Raw genomic sequence first — 24,833 nt, 5'->3', positions numbered from 1 at the left:
GTCGTGACCTCGTACCAACACCTCCCGGAAAACGCCCCAGCCTCCTCCCCTCGCTACAAGCCCTACCACGGCCCCGCCGGTGGCTGGGGCGCGCTGCGCAGCGTGGCCAAGGCCTGGGTTGGCAGCGATAACGCGCTGAAGAACATTCGCGCGCTGCTCAAGACCAACCAGAACGGCGGCTTCGATTGCCCCGGCTGCGCCTGGGGCGACTCGCCGGAAAGCGGCATGGTCAAGTTCTGCGAGAACGGTGCCAAGGCAGTGAACTGGGAGGCGACCAAGCGCCGCGTCGATGCCGCCTTTTTCGCCCGCTACAGCGTCACTTCGCTACTGCAGCAGAGCGACTACTGGCTGGAGTACCAGGGGCGCCTGACCGAGCCGATGGTCTATGACGCGTCCAGCGACCGCTACCAACCGATCAGCTGGGACGCCGCCTTCACCCTGATCGCCCGCGAGCTGAACAAGCTGGCCAGCCCTGACCAGGCCGAGTTCTACACTTCGGGGCGCGCCAGCAACGAAGCAGCGTACCTGTACCAGCTGTTCGTGCGGGCCTACGGCACCAACAACTTCCCCGACTGCTCGAACATGTGCCACGAGGCCAGCGGCGTGGCCCTGGGGCAAAGCGTCGGGGTCGGCAAGGGCACCGTCACCTTCGACGACTTCGAGCACGCCGACGCGATTTTCGTCTGGGGCCAGAACCCCGGTACCAACCACCCGCGCATGCTCGACCCGCTGCGCGATGCGGTAAAGCGCGGCGCCCAGGTGGTGTGCATCAACCCGCTCAAGGAGCGTGGCCTGGAGCGCTTCCAGCACCCGCAGAACCCGCTGGAAATGCTGACCAACAGCGACCGGCCGACCAACACCGCATTCTTCCGCCCGGCCCTGGGCGGCGACATGGCGCTGCTGCGCGGCATGGCCAAGTTCGTCCTGCAATGGGAACGCGAAGCCCAGGCCAACGGCGAACCGGCAGTCTTCGACCACGCCTTCATCGCCGAACATGGCCATGGCGTCGACGACTACCTGGCGGTAGTGGATGCCACCCCGTGGGAGCACATCCAGGCCCAGTCCGGCCTGGCGCTGGCCGACATCGAACTGGCCGCGCGCATGTACTGCCGTGGCAAGCGGGTGATCATGTGCTGGGCGATGGGCATTACCCAGCACCGTCACTCGGTGCCGACCATCCAGGAAATCGTCAACCTGCAGATGCTGCGCGGCAATATCGGCGTGCCAGGCGCAGGCTTGTGCCCGGTGCGTGGTCACAGCAACGTGCAGGGTGACCGCACCATGGGCATCAACGAGCGCCCGCCGGTGGCCCTGCTGGACGCCATCGAGCAGCGCTTCGGCTTCCCCGTGCCCCGGCACAATGGCCACAACACCGTCGAGGCGATCCACGCCATGCTCGACGGCCGCGCCAAGGTGTTCATCGGCCTGGGCGGTAACTTCGCCCAGGCCACGCCGGACACCGAGCGCACCGCCCAGGCACTTCGCAACTGCGAGCTGACCGTGCACATCAGCACCAAGCTCAACCGCAGCCACCTGGTGCACGGCAAGCAGGCACTGATCCTGCCGTGCCTGGGGCGCACCGACATCGACCTGCAGGCAGAAGGGCCACAGGCGGTAACGGTAGAGGACTCGTTCAGCATGGTCCACGCCTCCAATGGCCAGCTCAAGCCGCTTTCGACGCAGATGCGCTCGGAGCCGGCGGTCATCGCCGGTATCGCCGCCGCCACCTTGGGCAAGAAGCCCGTGGACTGGCACTGGCTGGTGGCTGACTACGACCGTATCCGCGAGCTGATCGGCGACACCATCGCCGGCTTCAGCGGCTTCAACCAGCGCCTGCGCGAGCCGGGCGGTTTCTACCTGGGCAACAGCGCTGCCAGCCGCGAATGGAATACCAGCACCGGCCGCGCCAACTTCAAGGCCAACCTGCTGCCCGACACGCTGCTCGACGAGCGTGTACGCGCCAGCGGCCAGGTGCCTGACCTGATCATGCAGTCGATGCGCTCGCACGATCAGTACAACACCACCATCTACGGCCTGGACGACCGCTACCGTGGCGTGCGTGGCCAGCGCGAGGTGCTGTTCGCCAACGAAGCCGACATCATCCGCCTGGGCTTCCAGCCGGGGCAGCAGGTCGACATCGTGTCGTTGTGGGGGGATGAGCATGTGCGCCGTGTGCACGGCTTCACTCTACTGGCCTTCGACATCCCGGCCGGGCAGGCGGCGGCGTACTACCCGGAGGTGAACCCGCTGGTGCCGCTGGAAAGCATTGGCGATGGCAGCCATACGCCAACGTCGAAGTTCATCGCCATCAAGCTGGAGCGGGCGCGGGACGACGGGCGCATCCTGTAGGAATGGTGTTGGCCTCTTCGCGGGCATGCCCGCTCCCACAGGAGTTCCACATGTTTCGATTCCTGTGCTGTACCTGTGGGAGCGGGCGTGCCCGCGAAGAGGCCGGAAGCCATGCCGCCAAAAACGAAAAAAGCCCTGTTCCATCAAGGTTCAGGGCTTCGTCATAAAGGTATCAGACAGCGAAAAAACGATAAAGTTTCACAGTAAATACAGTAAGTTAGAGAATTGTGTACAACTCGTGTTACTCGTCGGATTTCCGTTGCCAGGCGTGCCTGCAAGGCTCAAAAATCGCCTCGTCATCCTTATGAGGCTCTCTTGATGAAGAAGTAATCCTCGATACTGTTGTTGTCTTTCAGCTTGCTCAGCGGCGTTGCCATGGCAGGCGGCACCACCGAGGCCGGCATTGGCGGCGCATTGGGTGGGGTACTGGGCTCCGTGGTGGGCAACTCCATCGGTGGTAGCACCGGCGGCGCCATTGGTGCCGGCCTGGGCGGCGCGGCTGGCGGTGCCTTGGGTGCCGACAAGCGTCAGCGCGGGGAAGCCGCTATCGGCGGCGCGCTGGGCGCAGCAGGCGGTAACGTGGTCGGCCGCTCCGTGGGCGGCACTACCGGTAGCTACATTGGCGCAGCAGCCGGCGGTGGTGCCGGTGGCGCACTGGGTAACTACCTGGGTAAAGAGGCCGACAGAGACGATTACCACGAAGGCCGCCGCTACCGTCGTGGCTATGACGACGACCGCCGCCACTGGGACCGTGGCCACCACTACGGCCATCGCAAGCACAAGCGCCACTGGCGCGACTAACGCCTGAGGGTCTTGCCCCGGCAACAAAAGCCCCGCCCCTGCCAGCGGGGCTTTTTTATGCCTGCTGTTCCAGCAATACACCAGACAGGATCACCTGCAGCGCTTCTGGCAATGCCACTGGCCGGCCATTGGCGCGTTCGATGAACACCTGCACCACCGTGCCTGCCGCACACGCCTCCGGCTCGCCTGGGCGGAATAGGGCCAGGCGGTACTCCACCGTACTGCCCGCCAGGCGTGCCACCCCCAGCCCCACTTCCAGCACGTCCGGGAAGCCTGGCAGCGCGTAGAAATCCGCCGCCGAACTGACCACGAAGGCCGCCAGCTCGCCGTCACGCAGGTCCAGTTCGGCCTGTTCGACGAGGAACGCCTGGATGGCGGTTTCGAAGAAGCCGTGCACGGTGGCACCGGCGATGTGGCCGTTCAGGTCATTGTCCTGGGGGCGGGTGAGGATGGGGTGGAAGTGGGAGAAGGCAGTGCGCTGAGGGGATTCGGTCATCTGGCTGGCTCTTGTCTTCGCAATGGATGCTGACAGTGAAACAGAAAAACCGGATTTCCGCTGCTTGTGCCGGCCTCTTCGCGGCTAAAGCCGCTCCCACAGGTACACCACCAACGTTGAATGCAGTGCAGTACCTGTGGGAGCGGCTTTAGCCGCGAAGAGGCCGGTACAGGCAGTAGAAAACGAAAAGGCCGCCCGTTGGGGCGGCCTTTTCGTTACCGGCAAGCTCAGCTTACAGCTGTGGGCCAGCGGCCTTGATGGCGTCGGAAACTTCGAACTTCTTGAAGTTTTCGATGAACAGCTTGGCCAGGCCTTTGGCGGCCTCGTCGTAGGCAGCCTTGTCAGCCCAATTGGTGCGCGGGTTGAGCAGCTCGGTATCAACGCCCGGAACGGCCTTCGGCACGTCCAGGTTGATGATGTCCAGGTGCTCGGTTTCGGCACCGATCAGCGCGCCGCTCTGGATCGCAGCGATCACGGCACGGGTGGTCGGGATGCTGAAGCGCTTGCCAACGCCGTAGCCACCGCCGGTCCAGCCGGTGTTGACCAGGTAGACCTTCGAGTCGAAGCCCTTGATACGCTTGATCAGCAGCTCGGCGTACTCGCCAGCCGGGCGCGGGAAGAACGGTGCACCGAAGCAGGTGGAGAAGGTCGACTTGATGCCGCTGCCCGAACCCATTTCGGTGGAACCGACCAGCGCGGTGTAGCCGGACAGGAAGTGGTAGGCCGCCTGCTCGTTGTTCAGGATCGAAACCGGAGGCAGAACACCAGTCAGGTCGCAGGTCAGGAAGATGACTGCGTTCGGCTCGCCGCCCAGGTTCGCTTCGGAACGCTTGGCAACGTGCTCCAGCGGGTAGGCCGCACGGCTGTTCTGGGTCAGGCTGACATCGGTGTAGTCGGCGTGCTTGTTGGCGTCGAGTACGACGTTTTCCAGCACGGCGCCATGCTTGATGGCTTTCCAGATGACCGGCTCGTTCTTCTCGGACAAGTCGATGCACTTGGCGTAGCAGCCGCCTTCGATGTTGAAGACCACGCCCTCGCCCCAGCCGTGCTCGTCGTCACCGATCAGGTAACGGCTTTCGTCGGCCGACAGGGTGGTCTTGCCGGTGCCGGACAGGCCGAAGAACAGGGTCACATCGCCTTTTTCGCCGATGTTTGCCGCGCAGTGCATCGGCAGCACGTCAGCAGCCGGCAGCAGGAAGTTCTGCACCGAGAACATGGCTTTCTTCATTTCGCCGGCGTAGCGCATGCCAGCGATCAGCACCTTCTTCTGGGCGAAGTTGATGATCACGCAACCATCGGAGTTGGTGCCGTCACGCTCAGGCTCGCACACGAAGTTGGCGACGTTGAGGACCTGCCACTCGCCACGGCCAGCCGGGTTGTACTGCTCCGGGTTGATGAACAGGCAACGGCCGAACAGGTTCTGCCAGGCAGTCTGGGTGGTCATCTTCACCGGCAGGTAGTGCTCGGCGGCAGCCCCTACGTGAACGTAGGAAACGAAGTGATCCTGGGCGTTGTTGAACGCCTCGACGCGGTCCCACAGGGCATCGAACTTGTCGGCCGGGAACTTGCGGTTGATCGGGCCCCAGGAAATGGCGTCCTGGGTGGAAGGCTCTTCGACGATGAAACGGTCAGCCGGCGAACGGCCAGTACGGTGACCGGTCTCCACGACCAGTGCGCCAGTATCGGCTAGTACGCCTTCACCGCGTTGCAGCGCTTCTTTTACCAGCTCATCGACGCTCAGGTCGGTGTACACGGTGTTGTTGGCTTGCGTCATGAGATACCCCATCCGGCCCGAGGCCGAGTGCTCCAAACGTTTTGTAGTTGTCTTGAAAAAACTACTACAGCGAAAAAAGTGGCCGGATTATGCCAGAAACGCCCAAAAAAAGTAGGCCCCTCCTGTCAGAACTGCGCTTTTGCGCAATTCGACAGGAGATTGTCCTGTAGTTAAACGTTTCAGTGACGAGTTTCTGAGGCTACGTCAGTGCCGCCACCGGCAAACAGTTGCGCCACATCGCTGGCGTCGAAGAAATAGCGCTCGTTGCAGAACTGGCAATCGATCTCCACCTGCCCGCCGCATTCCTCCACCAGCGCCTTGGCATCGTGCTCGCCCAAACTGACCAGCGCATTGCCGGAACGTTCGCGAGAGCAGCTGCATTTGAAACGCAGCGGCTGAATATCGAACAGGCGTACTGCGTCTTCATGGTAGAGGCGGTGCAACAGAGTTTCGTTGTCTTCCGACCACTCTTCGGGCTTGAGCGTCTTGGCCAGGGCTACCACATGCTGCCAGCTGTCCTCGCGCTCTTCGTCGTCCGGCTGGCGATCGCGCGGCAACTGTTGCAGCAGCAAGCCACGGGCCTTGCCACCCACGGCGTTGAGCCAGAAGCGGGTGTTGAGTTGCTGTGACTGCACAAAGTAGTTGGTGAAGCATTCCGACAGGTCGGCGCCGTCGAGGTCGACGGTGCCCTGGTAGCGCTGGCCCTTGACCGGATCGATGGTCAGGGTCAGGTGGCCGTCGGGCATCAGCTGCGACAGGGTCGCATCCGCCGGGATCTGGTCCGCTTCGTAGCGGGCCATGCCACGGATGTCCCGGTCACCGGAACATTCCACCATCAACAGCGGGATCGGCCCTGCGGAACGCGCCTGCAGAATCAGCAGGCCGTCGAACTTCAGCGCCCCCACCAGCAAGGCGGTGGCGGCCATCAGCTCGCCCAGCAGTGTCTGCACCGGCTGCGGGTAGTCATGACGCGCCAGCACCGCGGCGTAGCTGTCATCGAGAGACACCCACTCGCCGCGCACATCGCGCTCGTCGAAGATGAAACGTTGGGTGAAATCGGTATCAGGCAAGTCGCTCATAGGTTTTGGCTATCTGAAAATGATGACAAAATGGTTACAAGGGTTGTCGAAAAACATCCGAGAACCCCGTGACAGAGCGCTCACAAGGCGCTCCGATTCCTGTTTGCAATAGAGGTATTTTATGGATAATCGACCACTGTTCCAAGCAAGGTGGTCCTGGGGGCCATTGGCAGCCTGTACGCTGCTTCCTATCGCTCTACTGTGTTTCTGGTTATGGCCCATTGGCCAGATCTTGTGCCTGACTTTCGACGAGTGGCTGTTCCACAGCCTGAATGCGCCGCTGGCCGACAACACCACCTGGCGCTACATCTGGACCGTCGGTAGCCTGCGCCCATTCGACATCGTCGTCGGCCTGATCCTTCTGGCAGTGCTTATCCGTGGCGACTGGGTGTTCAAGGCAACCCAGGTGCGCCAGGCCTTTTTCGGCTTCCTGGTCACGCTAATCCTCTTAGTGGTGGTTCGCGCGCTGTTTTCCAAGTGGGTGGATGCAGCCGGCTGGCAGCACAAGAGCCCTTCGATGATGTTCGACGAGGTGGTGCACCTCAGCGACTACTATCCGAACCTGGAGGCGGCCTGGGAGCTCAAGGACCGTTCCAGCAAGAGTTTCCCGGGGGATCATGCCTCGGTGCTGCTGGTCTGGGCGCTGTTCATGAGCGTGTTCAGCCGCCGCCTGGTGCAGTATCTGGTGGTCTGGGGGCTGGCGGTGTTGTTCATGTTGCCGCGCCTGGTGGCCGGTGCCCACTGGGGGCAGGATGACTACATCGGCGGGCTGCTGATGGCAGTGCTGGCGTTGGGCTGGAGCTGCTACACGCCGCTGGCGGCCAAGGGGAGTGCAGTGCTGATGCGCTGGACGGCGCCGTTGTTCGCGATCGCGGCCAAGTTACCGTTGGTCGGGCGCTTGGCGGTGACCCGCTAGATCCTTGGGGCTACTGCGTAGCCCATCGCGACACAAGGCCGCTCCTACAGGGATTGCACAAGTTTCAGGGCTTGCGCAGTACCTGTGGGAGCTGGCTTGCCGGCGATGGGCCGCAAAGCGGCCCCGGCTATTCAAAGCTCCCATGCAACTGGTGAATCTGCCGCCGCTGCTTCTTGGTCGGCCGCCCATCGGTGGTCACGCCCATCGCCCCGGCCTTGCGCAGTTCCGCCGCCTGCTCACGCCGGCGCACGCTGTCCTCGGTCTCTTCGTACAACGTCTGCGCCTCTGGCGCCCCACGCCGCACTACCGACAGAGCCTTCACCACCACGGTGCGCTCGTCGAACCCGGTGCGCAGCACGAACTCGTCACCCACCCGCGGCTCCTTGCCCGGCTTGCAGCGCTCACCCCGGCAATGCACCTTGCCGCTCTCGATCGCCGCCTTGGCCAGCGCACGGGTCTTGTAGAAGCGTGCCGCCCACAGCCATTTGTCCAGGCGGACCTTGTCGTCGTCTTCGGCTTTTTGTGCCATCCCGTTACCTCGAACGCTGTGTTTCATCGAACTGTACTACCGTAACGATCGGATGCAAAAAATCCCCGCCGTGCTTACAGTTCACCACCTCATCCGCAGGGTGCGTTTCGTGAAGACATTTGACCATTTGACTGTGATCGGCCTGCGCGAGTGGGTCGCCCTGCCCGACCTTGGCGTGGCCGGGCTGCGCGCCAAGATCGACACTGGTGCCAGCACCTCCAGCCTGCACGCCACCGAGGTGGAACCGTTCGAGCGCGACGGCCAGCCCTGGGTCCGCTTCACCGCACACCTGGGCTCGGTGGTGCAGTTGCGCCACCGCCGCTGCGAGGCACCACTGGTGACCATGAAAACCATCAAGAGCTCCAACGGCCAGGCCCAGACCCGCTATGTCATCCGCACGTCACTGGCCCTGGGCGATGGTGTGTGGGAGGTGGAGTTCACCCTGGCCTGCCGCAAGAACATGCGTTATCGCCTGTTGCTGGGTTCCAAGGCCCTGATCCATGGCCAGCTGGTGGTCAACCCTGGCCTCAAATACGTACAAGACAAACCGGCCTTCCCGGCCACCCTTTCTCCTGCCACAGGTGCTGCATGAAGATCGCTGTGCTGTCGCGCAATCCGCGTCTGTATTCCACCCGCCGCCTGGTCGAAGCCGGTACCCAGCGGGGCCACGAAATGGTGGTGATCGATACCCTGCGGGCCTACATGAACATTGCCAGCCACAAGCCGCAGATCCACTACCGCGGCAAGCCGCTGGAAGGCTTCGACGCAGTGATCCCGCGCATCGGTGCCTCGGTGACCTTCTATGGCTGCGCGGTGCTGCGCCAGTTCGAGATGATGGGCGTGTATCCACTCAACGAGTCGGTAGCGATAGCCCGCTCCCGCGACAAGCTGCGCTCGCTGCAACTGCTGTCGCGGCGTGGCATCGGCCTGCCGATTACCGGCTTCGCCCACTCGCCGGACGACATCCCCGACCTGATCCAGATGGTCAACGGCGCCCCGCTGGTGATCAAGGTGCTGGAAGGTACACAGGGCATCGGCGTGGTGCTGTGCGAAACCACCAAGGCCGCCGAATCGGTGATCGAAGCGTTCATGGGGTTGAAGCAGAACATCATGGTGCAGGAATACATCAAGGAAGCGGGTGGCGCGGATATCCGCTGCTTCGTGGTCGGCGACAAGGTCATCGCGTCGATGAAGCGCCAGGCCAAGCCGGGGGAATTTCGCTCCAACCTGCACCGCGGTGGGGTGGCCAGCCTGATCAAGATCACCCCGGAAGAACGCATGACCGCCATTCGCGCGGCCAAGGTGATGGGCTTGAGTGTGGCGGGTGTGGATATCCTGCGCTCCAACCACGGGCCGCTGGTGATGGAGGTGAACTCGTCGCCGGGGCTGGAGGGGATTGAAGTGACCACCGGCAAGAACGTGGCCGCCATGATCATCGAGCATCTGGAGAAGAATGGTGGGCCTAATCAGACTCGGACCAAGGGTAAGGGCTGATTCAAGCCTGTACCGGCCCTATCGCCGGCAAGCCAGCTCCCACAGGATTACCACGACCTTCAGGCTTGTGGATTACCTGTGGGAGCTGGCTTGCCGGCGATAGGGCCGTTGCAGCCAACCAGATTCATACGGCATTACGCGGCAGCAACAGCCCCAAGGGCAACCGTACCCGCGCCTCGATCCCGCCACCAGAGCGGTTGCGCAGTTCCACATTCCCACCATGCTGCGCCGCAATCCGTTTGACGATCGCCAACCCCAGCCCGGTGCCCTTGCCACCCCGGGCCCGGTCACCACGAATGAACGGGTTGAAGATGGTCTCCAGCTCCGACTCGTCGATCCCCGTCCCGCGGTCCAGCACGCTCAGCACCACATACGGTGCACTCTCGTCGCCCGACACATAGGCGGCCACCTCGACCCCCTTGCCGGCGTGGTGCAGGGCATTGCCGATCAGGTTGCCCAGCATGCGCTTGAGCGAAACCCGGCGCAGCGGGAACGGTGGGATCGGCTCCAGGCACAGCCGCACCCGTTCTTCCGGCTGGTTGTACGGCGCCACCACTTCACGCACCAGGTCGGCCAGGTCGACCTCCTCAACCGGCTCGTCACGGCCATCGCGGATAAAGGCCAGGAACTGGTCGAGGATCGCGTCCATGTCCTCGATATCGCGGACCATGTCGTCACTCAGTTCGCTGTCGCTGTCCAGCAACGACAACGACAGGCGCAGGCGCGTCAGCGGTGTGCGCAGATCGTGGGAAACCCCGGCCAGCATCAGCTCGCGCTCGCGCCCGGCCTGCTCCACATCCTCGGCCATCTGGTTGAAGGCCTTGTACACCTCGGTCATCTCGCTGGGCGTGTCACTGATCGGCAGGCGCACGCTGCGCCCCTGGCCCAACTGCCGGGCGGCGAACACTAGGCGCTTGAGCGGCTGGTTCAGCTGGCGCACGAAGATCCAGGCCGAAGCTGTGGACAACAGGCCGATGGCCAGGAACCAACCCAGCACGTTCCAGATCTTCTGCCCACGCAGCGGGTGCGGGTACAGCGGTACCTTCAACCAGCCCGGGCCCAGGCTCGGCGCATTGACCCACAACGCCGGCGGCGCATGGATGCGCAGCCGTACCTCGGTGTCTTCGCCCAACTCGGCCTGCATCTGCCGTTGGTAGATTTCGCTGTAGGGCCAGTGCTGCTCACCCTCGGGCACGCCCGAGCCGGTGACCCGGATAAGGCCTGCCGCTTCGGCGATCTTGTCGCGGTTTTCTTCGTCGGCCGCCCAATAGGCGCGCAGGGTCAGCGCAACACCGTGGCTGTACTGACGGTCGACCAGCACGTCCTCGTTCATCAACAGGTAGACCAGGGTCAAGGCCTTGGAGAACAGGACGACGATCAACACCAGCCACAGGGTGCGGGCGAAGAAACTTTGCGGAAACCAGAGCGGTGTTTTCATCGACGGCGCGGCATCATTTACCGGCGTTTCCGTCCGGCACGAACACGTAGCCCACACCCCACACGGTCTGGATATAACGCGGCTTGGACGGGTCCGGCTCGATCATGCGGCGCAGACGCGAAATCTGCACGTCGATGGAGCGTTCCAGCGCATCCCATTCGCGGCCACGCGCCAGGTTCATCAGCTTGTCGCGGGTCAGCGGCTCGCGTGCGTGCATCACCAACGCCTTGAGCACGGCGAACTCGCCGGTGGTGAGCATGTGCACTTCGTCGCCACGCTTGAGTTCGCGGGTGGCCAGCGACAGCTCGTAGTCGCCGAAGGTGACCGACTCGTCTTCGCTACCAGGCGCACCCGGCACGCTCGGCGCCTGGCGGCGCAGCACGGCCTTGACCCGGGCCATAAGCTCGTCCGGGTTGAACGGCTTGCCCAGGTAATCGTCGGCGCCCAGCTCCAGGCCCTTGATACGGCTGAGCTCGTCGCCCTTGGCGGTGAGCATGATGATCGGGATCTGGTTGTTCTGCTGACGCAGGCGCTTGCACGCCGACAGGCCATCCTCGCCGGGCAGCATCAGGTCGAGCACCACCAGGTTGAACACCTCACGCTGCAGCAGGCGGTCCATCTGCTCGGTGTTGGGCACCGCACGGGCACGGTAGCCCTTGCTGGTGAAGAAACGTTCCAGCAGGCTGCTCAGCCCCGGGTCGTCGTCGACGATGAGAATCTTGTCACCTTCAGCGGTGTTTGGCGTGCCGGTCATGAATAACTCCTCTGATATCGCCGCGCATTATGGCGTAGCCATTGCTGCACGTTGCGTGAGCATTGTTAGCAGATTTTTCCCCCGGCGCCAGTTCCGGCTGGCCGGGCGCCATCACCGCAAGCCGTTTGCGATGGGTATAATGCGCGGCTTTCATCCAGCGCCGCCGGGCGAAAGGCCCACAGGCGACCCCCGTATTCACAAATGTCAGGTGGTTTACATGGACAGCATCAACAGCCGTATCGCCGAGGAACTGGGCGTACGCCCCCAGCAGGTCGAGGCGGCCGTGGGCCTGTTGGACGAAGGCTCGACCGTGCCCTTCATCGCCCGCTACCGCAAGGAAGTGACCGGTAGCCTGGACGACACCCAGCTGCGCCATCTGGAAGAGCGCCTGCGCTACCTGCGCGAACTCGACGAGCGCCGCGCCAGCATCCTTGCCAGCATCGAGGAGCAGGGCAAGCTGACCCCGGAACTGGCCCGCGAGATCAAGCTGGCCGATACCAAGACCCGCCTCGAAGACCTGTACCTGCCGTACAAGCAGAAGCGCCGCACCAAGGGCCAGATCGCCCTGGAAGCCGGCCTCGGCGAGCTGGCCGACGGCCTGTTCAACAACCCAGACCTCGCCCCGGAAAACGAAGCCGCACGCTTCGTCAACGCCGACAAGGGCGTGGCCGACGTCAAGGCCGCGCTGGAAGGCGCCAAGTACATCCTCATGGAGCGCTTCGCCGAAGACGCCGCCCTGCTCGACAAGCTGCGCAGCTTCCTCAAGCAGGAGTCGGTGCTCAGCGCCCGCGTCGTGCCTGGCAAGGAAGAAGAAGGCGCCAAGTTCCGCGACTACTTTGCCCATGACGAACTGCTGCGCAACGCCCCGTCGCACCGCGCCCTGGCAATTTTCCGCGGGCGTAACGAAGGCGTGCTGAGCGCCTCGCTGAAAGTCGGCGAAGAACTGCCCGGCACCCTGCACCCGTGCGAACTGATGATCGGCAACCACGTCGGTATCGAGAACCGCAACCGCCCGGCCGACAAGTGGCTGGGCGAAGTGGTGCGCTGGACCTGGAAGGTCAAGCTGTACACCCACCTGGAAACCGACCTGTTCGGCGAGCTGCGCGACAACGCCGAAGGCGAGGCGATCAATGTGTTCGCCCACAACCTGCACGACCTGCTGCTGGCCGCCCCGGCCGGCCCGCGTGCCACCCTGGGCTTCGACCCGGGCCTGCGCACCGGCTGCAAGATTGCCGTGGTCGATGCCACCGGCAAGCTGCTGGACCACACCACGGTCTACCCGCACGCGCCGAAGAACGACTGGGACCGCACCATTTCGATCATGGCTGCACTGTGCGCCAAGCACTCGGTGGAGCTGATCGCCATCGGCAACGGCACCGCCAGCCGCGAAAGCGACAAGCTGGTGGCGGAGCTGGTCAAGAAGTACCCGGCACTGAAGATCACCAAGATCATGGTCTCCGAGGCTGGCGCTTCGGTGTATTCCGCATCGGAACTGGCCGCCCGCGAATTCCCGGACCTGGACGTGTCGATCCGTGGCGCCGTGTCGATTGCCCGCCGCCTGCAGGACCCGCTGGCCGAACTGGTGAAGATCGACCCGAAATCCATCGGTGTCGGCCAGTACCAGCACGACGTGTCCCAGCTGAAACTGGCGCGCGGCCTGGACGCCGTGGTCGAGGACTGCGTGAACGCCGTGGGCGTGGACGTCAACACCGCCTCGGTGGCGCTGCTGACGCGCATCTCCGGCCTCAATGCCACCCTGGCGCAGAACATCGTCGCCCATCGCGATGCCAACGGCCCGTTCGCCACTCGTGCTGCGCTGAAAAAGGTCAGCCGCCTGGGTGAGAAAACCTTCGAACAGGCCGCCGGCTTCCTGCGCGTGATGAACGGTGACAACCCGCTGGACGCCTCCGCGGTTCACCCCGAGGCCTACCCGCTGGTACAGCGCATTGCCGCCGACACCGACCGCGACATCCGCTCGCTGATCGGTGACAGCAGCTTCCTCAAGCGCCTGGACCCGAAGAAATTCACCGATGAAACCTTCGGCCTGCCGACCGTCACCGACATCCTGCAGGAACTGGACAAGCCTGGCCGCGACCCACGCCCCGAGTTCAAGACCGCCACCTTCCAGGACGGCGTCGAAGACCTCAAGGACCTGGAACCGGGCATGATCCTCGAAGGCGTGGTGACCAACGTCACCAACTTCGGTGCCTTCGTCGACATCGGCGTGCACCAGGACGGCCTGGTGCACATTTCGGCGCTGTCGGAGAAATTCATCAAGGACCCGCGTGAAGCGGTCAAGGCCGGCGACGTGGTCAAGGTCAAGGTCATGGAAGTGGACATCCCGCGCAAACGCGTCGGCCTGTCCATGCGCATGAGCGACACCCCGGGCGAGAAGGTAGACGGCAACCGCGGTGGTAACCGTGGCAATGGCGGCAACCGCCAGCAGCAGGCGCCGCGCCAGCGCGAAACCGCCACTGCGGCACCGGCCAACAACGCCATGGCCGCCCTGTTCGCCAACGCCAAGCAGCTGAAGAAGAAGTGATGGACGTTCCACGCGAATACGTCGAAAGCGCCTTCAGCCAGCTCCTCGGCTGCCGCCTGCAACGCCTGGAGACAGGTGTTGCCGAGGTAGCCCTGGCGCTCGAGCCACACTTGCGCAACCGTGGCCAGAAGCTGCACGGCGGGGCGATCTTCAGCCTGGTGGACATCGCCATGGGCCTGGCCTGCTCGGCCAGCCATGGCTTCGACCAGCAAAGCGTCACCATCGAGTGCAAGATCAACTACATGCGCGCCGTCAGTGACGGCGAGGTGCTGTGCACCGCCCGTGTGCTGCACGCCGGGCGGCGCACCCTGGTGGTCGACGCCGACGTAGTTCAGGGCGACAAGCTGGTGGCGAAAGCGCAAGGAACCTTCGCGGTTCTCTAGCTCACCAAGCAGTATCTGCGGTATTTTCGGCAACAGCCGGGGGCCGCTTCGCGCCCCATCGCCGGCAAGCCGGGCCCCCACAGGTAATCCACAAGCCTGAATATCGTGGTTTACCTGTGGGGGCCCGGCTTGCCGGCGATGGGCTGCGAAGCGGCCCCCGAAGTCGGCGCTGCGCAATGCCGGAACCGCGTAAACCAGGCGACAACGCCAGTTCCTTTTCCCACTACCCTTGTAGACCGTCTTTTCTACCCCCATATTGGGGCGACTGACGCGTGAAGGAATACATCTTGAGCGACCTCCTCAACCGCCGCCTGAGCCTGCTCGGCGCCAATCTCCCCCTGCTCAAGCAGTGCCTGCACGGTATTGAGCGCGAATGCCTGCGCGTGACCGACGAAGGTCGCCTGGCCCAGACCCCGCATCCGCAAGCCCTGGGATCGGCGCTGACCAACGAGCAGATCACCACCGATTATTCCGAGTCGCTGCTGGAGTTCATCACCCCGGCCCTTCCCGACCCGGCCAAGGTGCTGGAAAGCCTCGAAGAGACCCACCGTTTCGTCTACAGCAAGCTGGGCGACGAATACCTGTGGAGCCCGTCGATGCCTTGCACGCTGCCGGCCGAGGAGGACATCCCGATCGCCGAGTACGGCAGCTCGAACATCGGCAAGCTCAAGCACGTCTACCGCAAGGGCCTGGCCCTGCGCTACGGCCGCACCATGCAGTGCATCGCCGGTATCCATTACAACTTCTCGCTGCCCGAAGCGCTGTGGCCGTTGCTGCGCGCCGCAGAAGGCGGCAGTGAGAGCGACCGCGACTACCAGTCGTCGGCCTATATCGCGCTGATCCGCAATTTCCGCCGCTACAGCTGGCTGCTGATGTACCTGTTCGGCGCCTCGCCGGCCCTGGACAAAGGCTTCCTGCGTGGCCGCCCGCACCAGCTCGAAGAGCTGGACGCCGAAACCCTGTACCTGCCCTACGCCACCAGCCTGCGCATGAGCGACCTGGGCTACCAGAGCAACGCCCAGGCCGGCCTCACGCCGTGCTACAACAACCTGGCCAGCTACACCGACAGCCTGCGCAAGGCGGTGGGCACGCCCTACCCGCCTTACGTCGAAGTCGGCACGCACGTGGATGGCGAGTGGGTACAGCTGAACACCAACATCCTGCAGATCGAGAACGAGTACTACTCGAACATTCGCCCCAAGCGCGTCACCTACACCGGCGAGCGGCCGATCCAGGCCCTGACCTCGCGCGGCGTGCAGTACGTGGAAGTGCGTTGCCTGGACATCAACCCGTTCCTGCCGGTGGGCATCGACCTGACCGAGGCGCGCTTCCTCGACGCGTTCCTGCTGTTCTGCGCGCTGGAAGACAGCCCGCAACTGGACAACGGCGAATGCGGCCAGTGCACCAACAACTTCCTGACCGTGGTCAAGGAAGGCCGGCGCCCGGGCCTGGAACTGCACCGCAATGGCCAGCCAATCGGCCTGAAGGCCTGGGCCAGCGAGCTGATCGAGCGTATTCGGCCACTGGCCGAGCTGCTCGACCAGGCGCAAGATGGCGCAGAACACGGCAAGGCCCTGGATGCCCAGCAGGCCAAGGTCGACGACGCCTCGCTGACCCCGTCGGCCCAGGTACTGGCACGCATGACCGAGCATGACGAGAGCTTCGTCAAGTTCTCCCTGCGCCAGAGCCGCATCCACGCCGAAACCTTCCGCGAACAGCCACTGCCGGTCGAGCGCCAGCAGGCCTTCGAAACCCTCGCCCGCGACTCGCTGGCCGAGCAGTCGCGCCTGGAACAGCAGGAAGTCGGCGACTTCGACCTGTTCGTCGGCGCCTACCAGGCCAGCATCCTGGCGATCAGCAACTGATGACCCGCACTGCCACCCCGCGCAAGCCGCGCGCCAGCAGCCAGGCCAGGATCGAGGCGATCCTGGCGGCTGCACGCGAGTTGCTGGCCGAGCTGGGGGTGGCGAGCCTGTCGATCTACAGCGTGGCCGAGCGTGCGCAGATTCCACCGTCGTCGGTGTACCACTTCTTCGCCAGCGTGCCGGCGCTGCTGGAGGCGTTGACGGCCGATGTACACCGGGCCTTCCGTGAAGCGCTGAGCGCGCCAATCGACAGCAGTGCCTTCAACACCTGGCACGAACTGTCACGGCTGATCGAGCAGCGCATGCTGGATATCTACAACGAGGACGCGGCGGCGCGGCAACTGATCCTGGCCCAGCATGGCCTGAGCGAAGTGGTGCAGGCCGACCGGCAGCACGACATGGAACTGGGCGACTTGATGCACAAGTTGTTCGACCAGCACTTTCATCTGCCGGTGATGCCGGCGGATGTGGACGTGTTTGCCCTGGCCATGGAATTGAGCGACCGGGTGTATGCGCGGTCGGTGCAGCTGCATGAGGCGATCACCCCGCGCATGGCCGAGGAAGGCAAGCGAGTGTTCGAGGCGTATCTGGGGTTGTATCTGCCGCCTTTTCTGGCCAAGCGTTCCAGCTGAGATCATTGGGGCCGCTGTGCGGCCCTTCGCGGGCACGCCCGCTCCCACAGGGTCCGCGCAAAACCTGAAACCTGCGCAGTACCTGTGGGAGCGGGCGTGCCCGCGAAGGGCTGCAAAGCAGCCCCATGGCCCACACCCATCACAGCTTGGCGATGGACACTTCAGTCGACTTCACGAAGGCAATCACTTCACTGCCCACCTGCAGCTCCAGCTCACGCACGGAGCGGGTGGTGATGACCGAAGTGACGATGCCCGAGGCGGTCTGCACGTCGATTTCCGACAGTACCGGGCCTTCCAGGATTTCCTTCACGGTGCCTTTGAACTGGTTGCGAACGTTGATGGCTTTGATGGTCATGATTTGATTCCTTCTCTATGGCTTCAGTCTGGTAAGTGAGTCAGTGCGCCCAACGCAGTTGCGTGGGCAAAGGGGCTACAGGATCCGGCTCGGGCGCAGCGCCCGGGGCCGACAGAACACGGTTGAGCACTTCGCTTTCCAGCGCAGCCAGGCGGTGCGAACCACGCGCCCGAGGCCGTGCCAGGTCGACAGTGAGGTCGAGCCCGACCTCGCCGTCCTCGATCAGGATCACCCGGTCAGCCACGGCGACTGCCTCGCTGACATCGTGGGTAACCAGCAAGACGGTGAAGCCGTGCTGACGCCACAGGCGTTCGATCAGTTGCTGCATCTCGATACGGGTCAATGCATCCAGCGCACCGAGCGGTTCGTCCAGCAGCAGCAGGCGCGGCTGGTGAATCAGCGCCCGGGCCAGGGCCACACGCTGCTTCTGGCCACCCGACAGAGCCGCCGGCCATTCATTGGCGCGGTCGGCCAGGCCAACCGACTCCAACGCTTCCAGCGCACGCGGGCGCCAGTCGCCAGAGAGGCCCAGGCCAACGTTGTCGATCACCTTCTTCCATGGCAGCAGGCGCGCGTCCTGGAACATCAGGCGGGTTTCTTCGCGGGCCTGCTCCAGCGGCGCGGCACCGGCCAGCAACTGGCCTGCAGTTGGCTGGTCGAGACCGGCCAGCAGGCGCAGCAAGGTGCTCTTGCCGCAGCCACTACGGCCGACGATGGCGACGAACTGGCCGGCAGGAATATGCAGCTCGATACCCTTCAGCACTTCGCGCTGGCCAAAGGTCTTGCGCAGGCCGCTGGAGGCCAGCGGGATGCCACGCAGCAGGCGTGGCGGCTGTTCCTTGAGTACGGTCATGCGCCCTCCTTCTTCGCCACTTGATAGGCCGGGTGCCAGCGCAGCCACACACGTTCCAGGCCGCGGGCGGCGAGGTCGGCAAGCTTGCCGAGCACCGCATACAGGACGATGGCCAGCACCACCACGTCGGTCTGCAGGAACTCACGGGCGTTCATCGCCAGATAACCGATGCCGGCATTGGCCGAAATGGTTTCGGCAACGATCAGGGTCAGCCACATGAAGCCCAGGGCAAAGCGCACGCCTACCAGGATCGAAGGCAATGCCCCGGGCAGGATCACCTGGCGGAACAGGCTGAAGCCGGACAAGCCATAGCTGCGCGCCATCTCCACCAGCGCCGGGTCGACGTTGCGGATGCCGTGGTAGGTGTTCAGGTAGATCGGGAACAGCGTGCCCAGCGCGACCAGGAAGATCTTTGCCGACTCGTCGATACCGAACCACAAGATCACCAGCGGGATCAGCGCCAGGTGCGGCACGTTGCGGATCATCTGCACCGAGCTGTCGAGCAGGCGTTCGCCCCAGTTCGAAAGGCCGGTGATGAAGCCCAGCACCAGGCCGATGCTGCCACCGATGACGAAGCCCAGCCCGGCACGCCAGCCACTGATGGCCAGGTGGGTCCAGATCTCGCCGCTGCGCACCAGCTCGACGCCGGCGCTGACCACAGCGCTGGGCGCCGGCAGGATGCGCGTCGACAGCCAGCCGGCGCTGACCGCCAGCTGCCAGGCAGCCAGCAGCAGTACCGGCAGCGCCCAAGGCGCCAGGCGCTGGCCAAGGTTGTTGGAAGTTGCACGACTCATGGCCTGGCCCTCAGCTCTGCGCAACGGACTTGGGCAGGATGTCGTTGGCCACCATTTCGCCAAACGGGCTCACATAACCACCGGTCTTGGCTTGCTCCGGGCGTTGCACATCCAGGTGCGGGAACAGCAGCTCGGCCACCCGGTACGACTCTTCCAGGTGCGGGTAGCCGGAGAAGATGAAGGTATCGATGCCCAGCTCGGCGTATTCCTTGACCCGCGCCGCGACGGTCGGGCCATCCCCCACCAGCGCGGTACCGGCACCACCGCGCACCAGGCCGACACCGGCCCACAGGTTGGGGCTGACTTCCAGCTTGTCACGGTTGCCGTTGTGCAGGGCGGCCATGCGTTGCTGGCCGACCGAGTCGAAGCGCGCCAGCGAGGCCTGGGCGCGAGCGATGGTGTCGTCGTCCAGGTGCGAGATCAGCTTGTCGGCAGCGGCCCAGGCTTCTTCGTTGGTTTCCCGCACGATCACGTGCAGGCGGATGCCGAAGCGCACTTCGCGGCCCTGGGCGGCGGCTTTCTCACGCACCTGGGCAATTTTTTCAGCGACCGCACTCGGCGGCTCGCCCCAGGTCAGGTACAGCTCGACCTGCTCGGCGGCCAGGTCCTGCGCAGCTTCCGAGGAACCGCCGAAATACAGTGGCGGACGTGGTTGCTGGATCGGCGGGTAGAGCAGCTTGGCGCCCTTCACCTGGATGTGCTTGCCGTCGTAGTCGACCACCTCGCCTTCCAGCACCTTGCGCCAGATACGGGTGAACTCCACAGAGGCTTCATAACGTTCCTGATGGTTCAGGTGCAGGCCGTCACCGGCCAACTCGTCCGGGTCGCCACCGGTCACCAGGTTGAACAGCGCGCGGCCGTTGGACAGGCGATCAAGGGTTGCTGCCTGGCGTGCCGCCACGGTCGGCGAAATGATCCCGGGGCGCAGGGCGACCAGGAACTTCAGGCGCTGGGTCACCGGGATCAACGATGCCGCGACCAGCCAGGAGTCCTCGCAGGAGCGCCCGGTAGGGATCAACACGCCACCAAAGCCGAGCCGGTCGGCCGCCTGGGCGATCTGCTGCAGGTAGCCATGGTCGACGGCGCGCGCGCCATCGGAGGTGCCCAGGTACTTGCCGTCACCGTGGGTAGGAAGGAACCAGAAGATGTTAAGGCTCATTGGAGTTGTCTCCTCAAGGGGGCTCAGCCAGGGCGGCGCCCCGGCGCAGGCAAATCAATCAAGGCGCACTGGCGACCTTGGCCGGGGGTGTCCAGATCACGTCCTTGATGCTCAGCGGCTTGGGAATCAGCTTCAGTGCCTGGAACGTGTCGGCGATCTTCTGTTGCGCGGCTACCACTTCCGGGGTGAGCGGCGCGGCACCGTAGCCTTGGCGCTTGACCGAGGTCAGGGTGATGTCGGCAGGCAGGCCGAGCAGCGGCGCGACCTGGTCGGTCACTTCCTGCGGGTTGGCCTGGGACCATTCACCCACGGCACGCACTTCTTCGATCAGTGTGTTGATCACCGCCGGGTGCTGGGTCGCGTAATTGCGGGTGGCCAGGTAGAACTGATGGTTGTCGACCAGGCCCTTGCCGTCACGCAGGGTATGAGCCTGCAGCTGTTTCTCGGCGGCAGCCTGGTACGGGTCCCAGATCACCCAGGCGTCCACGCTGCCGCGTTCGAAGGCGGCGCGGGCGTCGGCCGGAGGCAGGTACACCGGCTGGATGTCGCTGTATTTCAGGCCTGCGTCTTCCAGGGCGCGAACCAGCAGGTAGTGAACGTTGGAGCCTTTGTTGAGGGCGACTTTCTTGCCCTTGAGGTCTTTGACCGACTGGATCGGCGAGCCCTTCGGCACCAGGATAGCCTCGCTGTGTGGCGCTGGCGGCTCGTAGGCGACGTACAGCAGGTCGGCACCGGCGGCCTGGGCGAACACCGGCGGGGTTTCACCGGTGACGCCAAAGTCGATGGAGCCGACGTTCAGCCCCTCAAGCAGCTGCGGGCCGCCGGGGAACTCGGTCCATTGCACCTGCACGCCCTGCTCGGCCAGGCGCTTTTCCAGCTTGCCCTTGGCCTTGAGCAGCACCAGGGTGCCGTATTTCTGGTAACCGATACGCAGGCTCTCGGCCTGGGCTTGGGTGATGGCGCCGAAGGACACAGCCGCCGCAAACAGGGCGACCAGACCGCGACGCAAGAAGACTGTGCGCATGGCGCTCTCCTGTGCGAGTGGGTTCGGGTTGCACCTGCTTGCCTCGTTGTCGGGCGAGTAAGGTGGTGAAGCGGGTTGGGCCGGTCAGACGCTCCAGCGAGCACTGATCAGGCGTTCGTTCAATACGCCGGGGGCCACGGGGCGCGGCCGACGGGCCAGTGCAACGTGGAAGGTTTCCAGCGCGTCCTGCAGGCGTTCTTCCAGCGCCGCTACCAGCTGCGCGGGCCTGGAGCCTTCTGCGTAGGCGACCTGGCTGTCGTCGGCGAAGATCCCTTGCAGGGTCTCTTGCGCCTTGAGTGCCGACAGCACGGGTTTCAGTGCGTAATCCACCGCCAGCATGTGGGCGATGCTGCCGCCGGTGGCGATCGGCAACACGATCTTGTGTGCCAGGGCGCGTTCGGGCAGCAGGTCGAGCAAGGTTTTCAGGGCACCGGCGAACGAGGCCTTGTACACCGGCGTGGCGACGATCAGGCCATCGGCCTGGGCCACCAGCTGCTGGAAGTGCTGCACCTGCGGGCTGTCGAATCGGGCGTGCAGCAGGTCTTCGGCGGGAAAGTCACGTACCAGGAATGTCACTACCTCGACGCCACGGTCCTGCAGCCACTGGCGAGAACGCTCCAGCAGCACGCCGGAGCGTGAACGGGTACTGGGGCTACCACCGATTGAGACGACCAGCATTGCAGCGCTTCCTTGTGTTCTGTTGGAGGTGACATTAACAGTCGCCGCATATATCTAGAAATCATATTTTTTCATTTGTTTATTCCATTTTTGTTTTTATCTTCAAGGGCCTATTCGCGGGCACGCCCGCTCCCACAGGTTTTGTGGCAAAGCCAAGTCCTGCACTGTTCCTGTGGGAGCGGGCATGCCCGCGAAGAAGCCAACGCAGTTTCAGCAGGCATAAAAAAGGGCCGTCGAAACGGCCCGAATATCCCTGCTTTGGCTAAGAGCAATGCAACGAGGAATCCTTTAACGATTGGGCTGCGGGGTCAGCCGCAGATAGGGTTTGACCGCCCGGTAACCTTTGGGGAAGCGCTGCTTGATCTCTTCCTCGTCCTTCAGCGAGGGCACGATCACCACCTCGTCACCGTCCTGCCAGTTACCTGGCGTGGCGACCTTGTGGTTGTCGGTCAGCTGCAGCGAGTCGATCACCCGCAGGATTTCGTTGAAGTTGCGCCCGGTACTGGCCGGGTAGGTGATGGTCAGGCGCACCTTCTTGTTCGGGTCGATGACGAACAGCGAGCGCACGGTCAGGGTGTCGCTGGCGTTCGGGTGGATCAGGTCGTACAGGTCGGACACCTTGCGGTCGGCGTCGGCAATGATCGGGAAGTTGACCACGGTGTTCTGGGTTTCGTTGATGTCATCGATCCAGCGGTGGTGCGAATCGACCGGGTCCACCGACAGGGCGATGGCCTTGACCCCGCGTTTGGCGAAATCGTCCTTCAGCTTGGCGGTAAGGCCCAGTTCGGTGGTGCACACCGGGGTGAAGTCGGCCGGGTGGGAGAACAACACCCCCCAACTGTTGCCCAGCCACTCGTGGAAGCGGATCTTGCCTTCGCTGGAATCCTGTTCGAAATCGGGGGCGATATCGCCGAGTTTTAGGCTCATGGGCTGCGGCTCCTGTGCTGGGTTCTGTACCGTGTGGGTTCAATGTGCCTGCATTCGATTAAAAACAAAAAGAATAAATACTGATTTGTTTATAACCATAAGGCATACGAAATTGCAGACACAAAAAAGCCTCGCACTAGGCGAGGCTCTTTTTGGTTACGCCACGAACTTACATGAAGGCGTAAGTGTAGTTCACGATGAAGCGGGTCTGATCCTGGTCAGCGCTGCTTTCGCCGCTACCACGGTAGACACCCTGACGCAGGCTGAAGCCCAAGCCTTTGAGGGTACCCTGCTGAATGGTGTAGTCGACGCGCGCGTCACGTTCCCATTCGTTGTAGCTGCCGTCGCCCGACTTGTTGCGGATATCGTCACCACGCAGGTAGGCCACCGAAGCCTTCAGGCCTGGAACGCCCAGGGACGCGAAGTCATAGGAGTACTGACCGAAGGTGGTGTTCTCACCGGCGCGAGCAAACTGGTTGATCATGCTGTCGGTGAACAGGTAGAAGCTGGAACCACCAGCGCCTTCCGAGGTGCCGCTGTCGTTGACCAGGCTGCCCTGGTTGAGCCATACGAAGCCGCCGTCGTCACCGACCTGCTGGTGACCGAGCATCAGCGCATGGCCACCCAGGGTGTAGGTGAACATGGCGGACCAGGTCTTGTTGTCGATCTTGCCGTCGGTCTTCTCGTAACCGCCGTTGTTATTGAAGTTGTACTCGCCTGGGCCACCTTTCTTGTTCTTGCCGTCGGCGCTGCTATCGAAGTAGCGCAGATCGGTCTTGAACGACTGGTCGTCAGCAATCTTGAAGACATGGGTAGCACCCAGGAAGTGCTGCTTGTAGAAGTCTTCCAGATTCGAGTAGTAGTACTGCAGGGTCAGGTCTGGAGTGAGTTTGTAGTCCAGGCCGCCGTAGCGGAACTTGTTGCTTTCAGCGGTAGCGCCCGCAACGGACAGACCGGTACGGTTGCTCGAGGCACGACCCATGGCATGGGTCAGCTGACCGGCGTTGATGGTCAGGTTGTCGATTTCCTTCGAGGTGATGGTGCCACCCTCGAAGGTTTGCGGCAGCAGACGGCCATCGTTGGAGACCAGGATCGGCAGGTTTGGCGCGAGCGCGCTACCGAAATGCGCTTCGGTCTTCGAGAAGCGAGCCTTGGCGTTGGCACCAAAACGGGCCCACTGGGCTGCAGAACCCTTGCCGTCATCCGGGAAGAAACCACCCTTGTGGTAACCCTGGCCACCATCCAGGTGAATACCCCATAGCGCTTGGGCATCAACACCAAAGCCAACGGTACCTTCAGTGAAGCCCGAGATGTAGTCGAGCTTGAAGCCCTGGCCGGATTCACGCTGATCCGGACGAACATCTCCGTGAGCTTCACGATTGTCGTTGTTGAAGTACATGGTGCGCGAGCTGAGCGACAGTTTGCTGTCTTCAACGAAACCGGCAGCGCCTGCTTGTTGGGCGAGAACCCCCAGTGCCACGGCCAGGGCCAGGCTGGACTTGTACATGTTTTGCTCCTCTACGTTCTAATTCTTGTGTATCTCTGGCGGTGGGATCTGCTGCCCCGCTCACCGTGGATTGGCGATTTAGTCCCAAAGCGTGACCGTTTAGTCAATCGTTTCTAAACGTTTCGCGACTTTGGTCTAAGACGCCACCTGCGCTACAGGATAATGACAATCCTATAAATCCAAAATGACCGTTTTATGAATTGGTAAGATTTTTAAGGAATATGTTAGGAACTGTTACTGCGATTCGTTAGCAGCAGCTCGCTTTTCATAACCTCTGGTTATTTGCAAACGTTTGCTCATAACCTAATTCCGTATCGTTCTATCGGGACGAAAAAGCCTAGCAGCCGTCTGTGATTTCGCCATTGCGCAGGATTACCCATGTTGCGGCCTTCGTGCGCTCGATGTGGGAGCGGGCATGCCCGCGAACACCGGCTACGCCGGTGCCATCCACTGCGTCGCCTGCTTCGCGGGCACGCCCGCTCCC

The 24,833-nt window shown here is 63.3% G+C and carries 23 protein-coding genes; 9 read left to right on the top strand and 14 right to left on the bottom strand.

Annotated features, from left to right (window positions below; all coding sequences use genetic code 11):
• Positions 1-3: 3 nt before the first annotated feature.
• Positions 4-2,349 (top strand): FdhF/YdeP family oxidoreductase, encoded by a 2,346-nt coding sequence (locus B2790_RS23160; protein WP_286919862.1) that lies wholly within the window; start codon positions 4-6, stop codon positions 2,347-2,349.
• A gap of 375 nt (positions 2,350-2,724) precedes the next feature.
• Entirely contained in the window at positions 2,725-3,150 is a 426-nt protein-coding gene (locus B2790_RS23155; RefSeq protein WP_286919886.1) for a glycine zipper domain-containing protein, read from the top strand.
• A 55-nt stretch (positions 3,151-3,205) separates the two neighbouring features.
• Here B2790_RS23155 and B2790_RS23150 read toward each other — a convergent pair whose 3' ends face one another.
• The 3 genes from B2790_RS23150 to hslO all read right to left on the bottom strand — a co-directional run bounded on the left by B2790_RS23150 (position 3,206) and on the right by hslO (position 6,499).
• Complete coding sequence (locus B2790_RS23150; protein WP_286919861.1) at positions 3,206-3,646, bottom strand: acyl-CoA thioesterase; 441 nt, start codon at positions 3,644-3,646, stop codon at positions 3,206-3,208.
• Positions 3,647-3,878: 232 nt separating this feature from the next.
• Positions 3,879-5,420 (bottom strand): phosphoenolpyruvate carboxykinase, encoded by a 1,542-nt coding sequence (locus tag B2790_RS23145; RefSeq protein ID WP_075044323.1) that lies wholly within the window; start codon positions 5,418-5,420, stop codon positions 3,879-3,881.
• Between the two features lie 179 nt (positions 5,421-5,599).
• Complete coding sequence (hslO, locus tag B2790_RS23140) at positions 5,600-6,499, bottom strand: Hsp33 family molecular chaperone HslO (RefSeq protein ID WP_286919860.1); 900 nt, start codon at positions 6,497-6,499, stop codon at positions 5,600-5,602.
• Between the two features lie 121 nt (positions 6,500-6,620).
• On the opposite strand from hslO, the gene B2790_RS23135 reads away from it, so the two are divergent.
• Complete coding sequence (locus B2790_RS23135; protein WP_286919859.1) at positions 6,621-7,415, top strand: phosphatase PAP2 family protein; 795 nt, start codon at positions 6,621-6,623, stop codon at positions 7,413-7,415.
• A 127-nt stretch (positions 7,416-7,542) separates the two neighbouring features.
• On the opposite strand, the gene B2790_RS23130 is transcribed toward B2790_RS23135, so the two are convergent.
• Entirely contained in the window at positions 7,543-7,944 is a 402-nt protein-coding gene (locus B2790_RS23130) for an RNA-binding S4 domain-containing protein (protein ID WP_013970457.1), read from the bottom strand.
• 109 nt (positions 7,945-8,053) lie between these two features.
• Here B2790_RS23130 and B2790_RS23125 point away from each other — a divergent pair, with 109 nt between their 5' ends.
• Together B2790_RS23125 and rimK are read left to right on the top strand one after the other, a co-directional pair.
• Complete coding sequence (locus tag B2790_RS23125; protein WP_025754077.1) at positions 8,054-8,536, top strand: ATP-dependent zinc protease; 483 nt, start codon at positions 8,054-8,056, stop codon at positions 8,534-8,536.
• Entirely contained in the window at positions 8,533-9,438 is a 906-nt protein-coding gene (gene rimK / locus B2790_RS23120) for a 30S ribosomal protein S6--L-glutamate ligase (RefSeq protein WP_013970455.1), read from the top strand. Before B2790_RS23125 ends, rimK begins: the two co-directional genes overlap by 4 nt.
• A 124-nt stretch (positions 9,439-9,562) precedes the next feature.
• Here the strand turns inward: rimK and B2790_RS23115 are convergent, their stop codons facing one another.
• Together B2790_RS23115 and ompR are read right to left on the bottom strand one after the other, a co-directional pair.
• A complete protein-coding gene (locus tag B2790_RS23115) occupies positions 9,563-10,876 on the bottom strand; it encodes an ATP-binding protein (RefSeq protein ID WP_013970454.1) in 1,314 nt (437 codons plus the stop codon).
• A 13-nt stretch (positions 10,877-10,889) separates the two neighbouring features.
• On the bottom strand, positions 10,890-11,630 hold the full coding sequence (gene ompR / locus B2790_RS23110) for a two-component system response regulator OmpR (protein WP_012270052.1): 741 nt from the start codon (positions 11,628-11,630) through the stop codon (positions 10,890-10,892).
• Between the two features lie 217 nt (positions 11,631-11,847).
• On the opposite strand from ompR, the gene B2790_RS23105 reads away from it, so the two are divergent.
• The 4 genes from B2790_RS23105 (at position 11,848) to B2790_RS23090 (ending at position 17,052) form a co-directional block, all read left to right on the top strand.
• Positions 11,848-14,172 carry a Tex family protein gene (locus tag B2790_RS23105; protein ID WP_286919858.1) on the top strand — a complete coding sequence of 775 codons (2,325 nt, stop codon included), beginning with the start codon at positions 11,848-11,850 and terminating at the stop codon, positions 14,170-14,172.
• A complete protein-coding gene (locus B2790_RS23100; RefSeq protein ID WP_003257433.1) occupies positions 14,172-14,555 on the top strand; it encodes a PaaI family thioesterase in 384 nt (127 codons plus the stop codon). Before B2790_RS23105 ends, B2790_RS23100 begins: the two co-directional genes overlap by 1 nt.
• 287 nt (positions 14,556-14,842) lie before the next feature.
• Positions 14,843-16,420, top strand: a complete 1,578-nt coding sequence (gene gshA, locus B2790_RS23095) for a glutamate--cysteine ligase (protein ID WP_286919857.1) — start codon at positions 14,843-14,845, stop codon at positions 16,418-16,420.
• Positions 16,420-17,052, top strand: a complete 633-nt coding sequence (locus B2790_RS23090) for a TetR/AcrR family transcriptional regulator (protein WP_025337328.1) — start codon at positions 16,420-16,422, stop codon at positions 17,050-17,052. Before gshA ends, B2790_RS23090 begins: the two co-directional genes overlap by 1 nt.
• Before the next feature lie 139 nt (positions 17,053-17,191).
• Here B2790_RS23090 and B2790_RS23085 read toward each other — a convergent pair whose 3' ends face one another.
• The 8 genes from B2790_RS23085 to B2790_RS23050 all read right to left on the bottom strand — a co-directional run bounded on the left by B2790_RS23085 (position 17,192) and on the right by B2790_RS23050 (position 24,349).
• The gene (locus B2790_RS23085) at positions 17,192-17,407 is read right to left on the bottom strand and encodes a TOBE domain-containing protein (RefSeq protein ID WP_003255829.1); all 216 of its coding nucleotides are present in this window, start codon (positions 17,405-17,407) and stop codon (positions 17,192-17,194) included.
• Positions 17,408-17,447: 40 nt separating this feature from the next.
• Positions 17,448-18,260 (bottom strand): aliphatic sulfonates ABC transporter ATP-binding protein, encoded by an 813-nt coding sequence (gene ssuB / locus B2790_RS23080; RefSeq protein ID WP_013970450.1) that lies wholly within the window; start codon positions 18,258-18,260, stop codon positions 17,448-17,450.
• On the bottom strand, positions 18,257-19,054 hold the full coding sequence (gene ssuC / locus B2790_RS23075; RefSeq protein ID WP_039614250.1) for an aliphatic sulfonate ABC transporter permease SsuC: 798 nt from the start codon (positions 19,052-19,054) through the stop codon (positions 18,257-18,259). The genes ssuB and ssuC overlap by 4 nt, the downstream gene beginning before the upstream one ends.
• 10 nt (positions 19,055-19,064) lie before the next feature.
• Positions 19,065-20,213 (bottom strand): FMNH2-dependent alkanesulfonate monooxygenase, encoded by a 1,149-nt coding sequence (ssuD, locus tag B2790_RS23070; protein WP_025337326.1) that lies wholly within the window; start codon positions 20,211-20,213, stop codon positions 19,065-19,067.
• Positions 20,214-20,271: 58 nt separating this feature from the next.
• Complete coding sequence (locus tag B2790_RS23065) at positions 20,272-21,237, bottom strand: sulfonate ABC transporter substrate-binding protein (RefSeq protein ID WP_286919856.1); 966 nt, start codon at positions 21,235-21,237, stop codon at positions 20,272-20,274.
• Between the two features lie 84 nt (positions 21,238-21,321).
• On the bottom strand, positions 21,322-21,915 hold the full coding sequence (gene ssuE / locus B2790_RS23060) for an NADPH-dependent FMN reductase (RefSeq protein WP_286919855.1): 594 nt from the start codon (positions 21,913-21,915) through the stop codon (positions 21,322-21,324).
• A 288-nt stretch (positions 21,916-22,203) separates the two neighbouring features.
• Positions 22,204-22,842, bottom strand: coding sequence for a peroxiredoxin (locus tag B2790_RS23055; RefSeq protein WP_019096904.1), 639 nt, complete (start codon positions 22,840-22,842; stop codon positions 22,204-22,206).
• A 169-nt stretch (positions 22,843-23,011) separates the two neighbouring features.
• Positions 23,012-24,349, bottom strand: coding sequence for an OprD family porin (locus tag B2790_RS23050; protein WP_075044316.1), 1,338 nt, complete (start codon positions 24,347-24,349; stop codon positions 23,012-23,014).
• Positions 24,350-24,833: the final 484 nt, after the last annotated feature.

The sequence above is a fragment of the Pseudomonas sp. UBA6753 genome, assembly GCF_002453565.1.
GTDB classification, from domain to species: Bacteria; Pseudomonadota; Gammaproteobacteria; order Pseudomonadales; family Pseudomonadaceae; genus Aquipseudomonas; species Aquipseudomonas putida_Z.
Note: the sequence above shows the minus strand (reverse complement) of the source record. Positions and strands in the feature narration are given on the sequence as shown.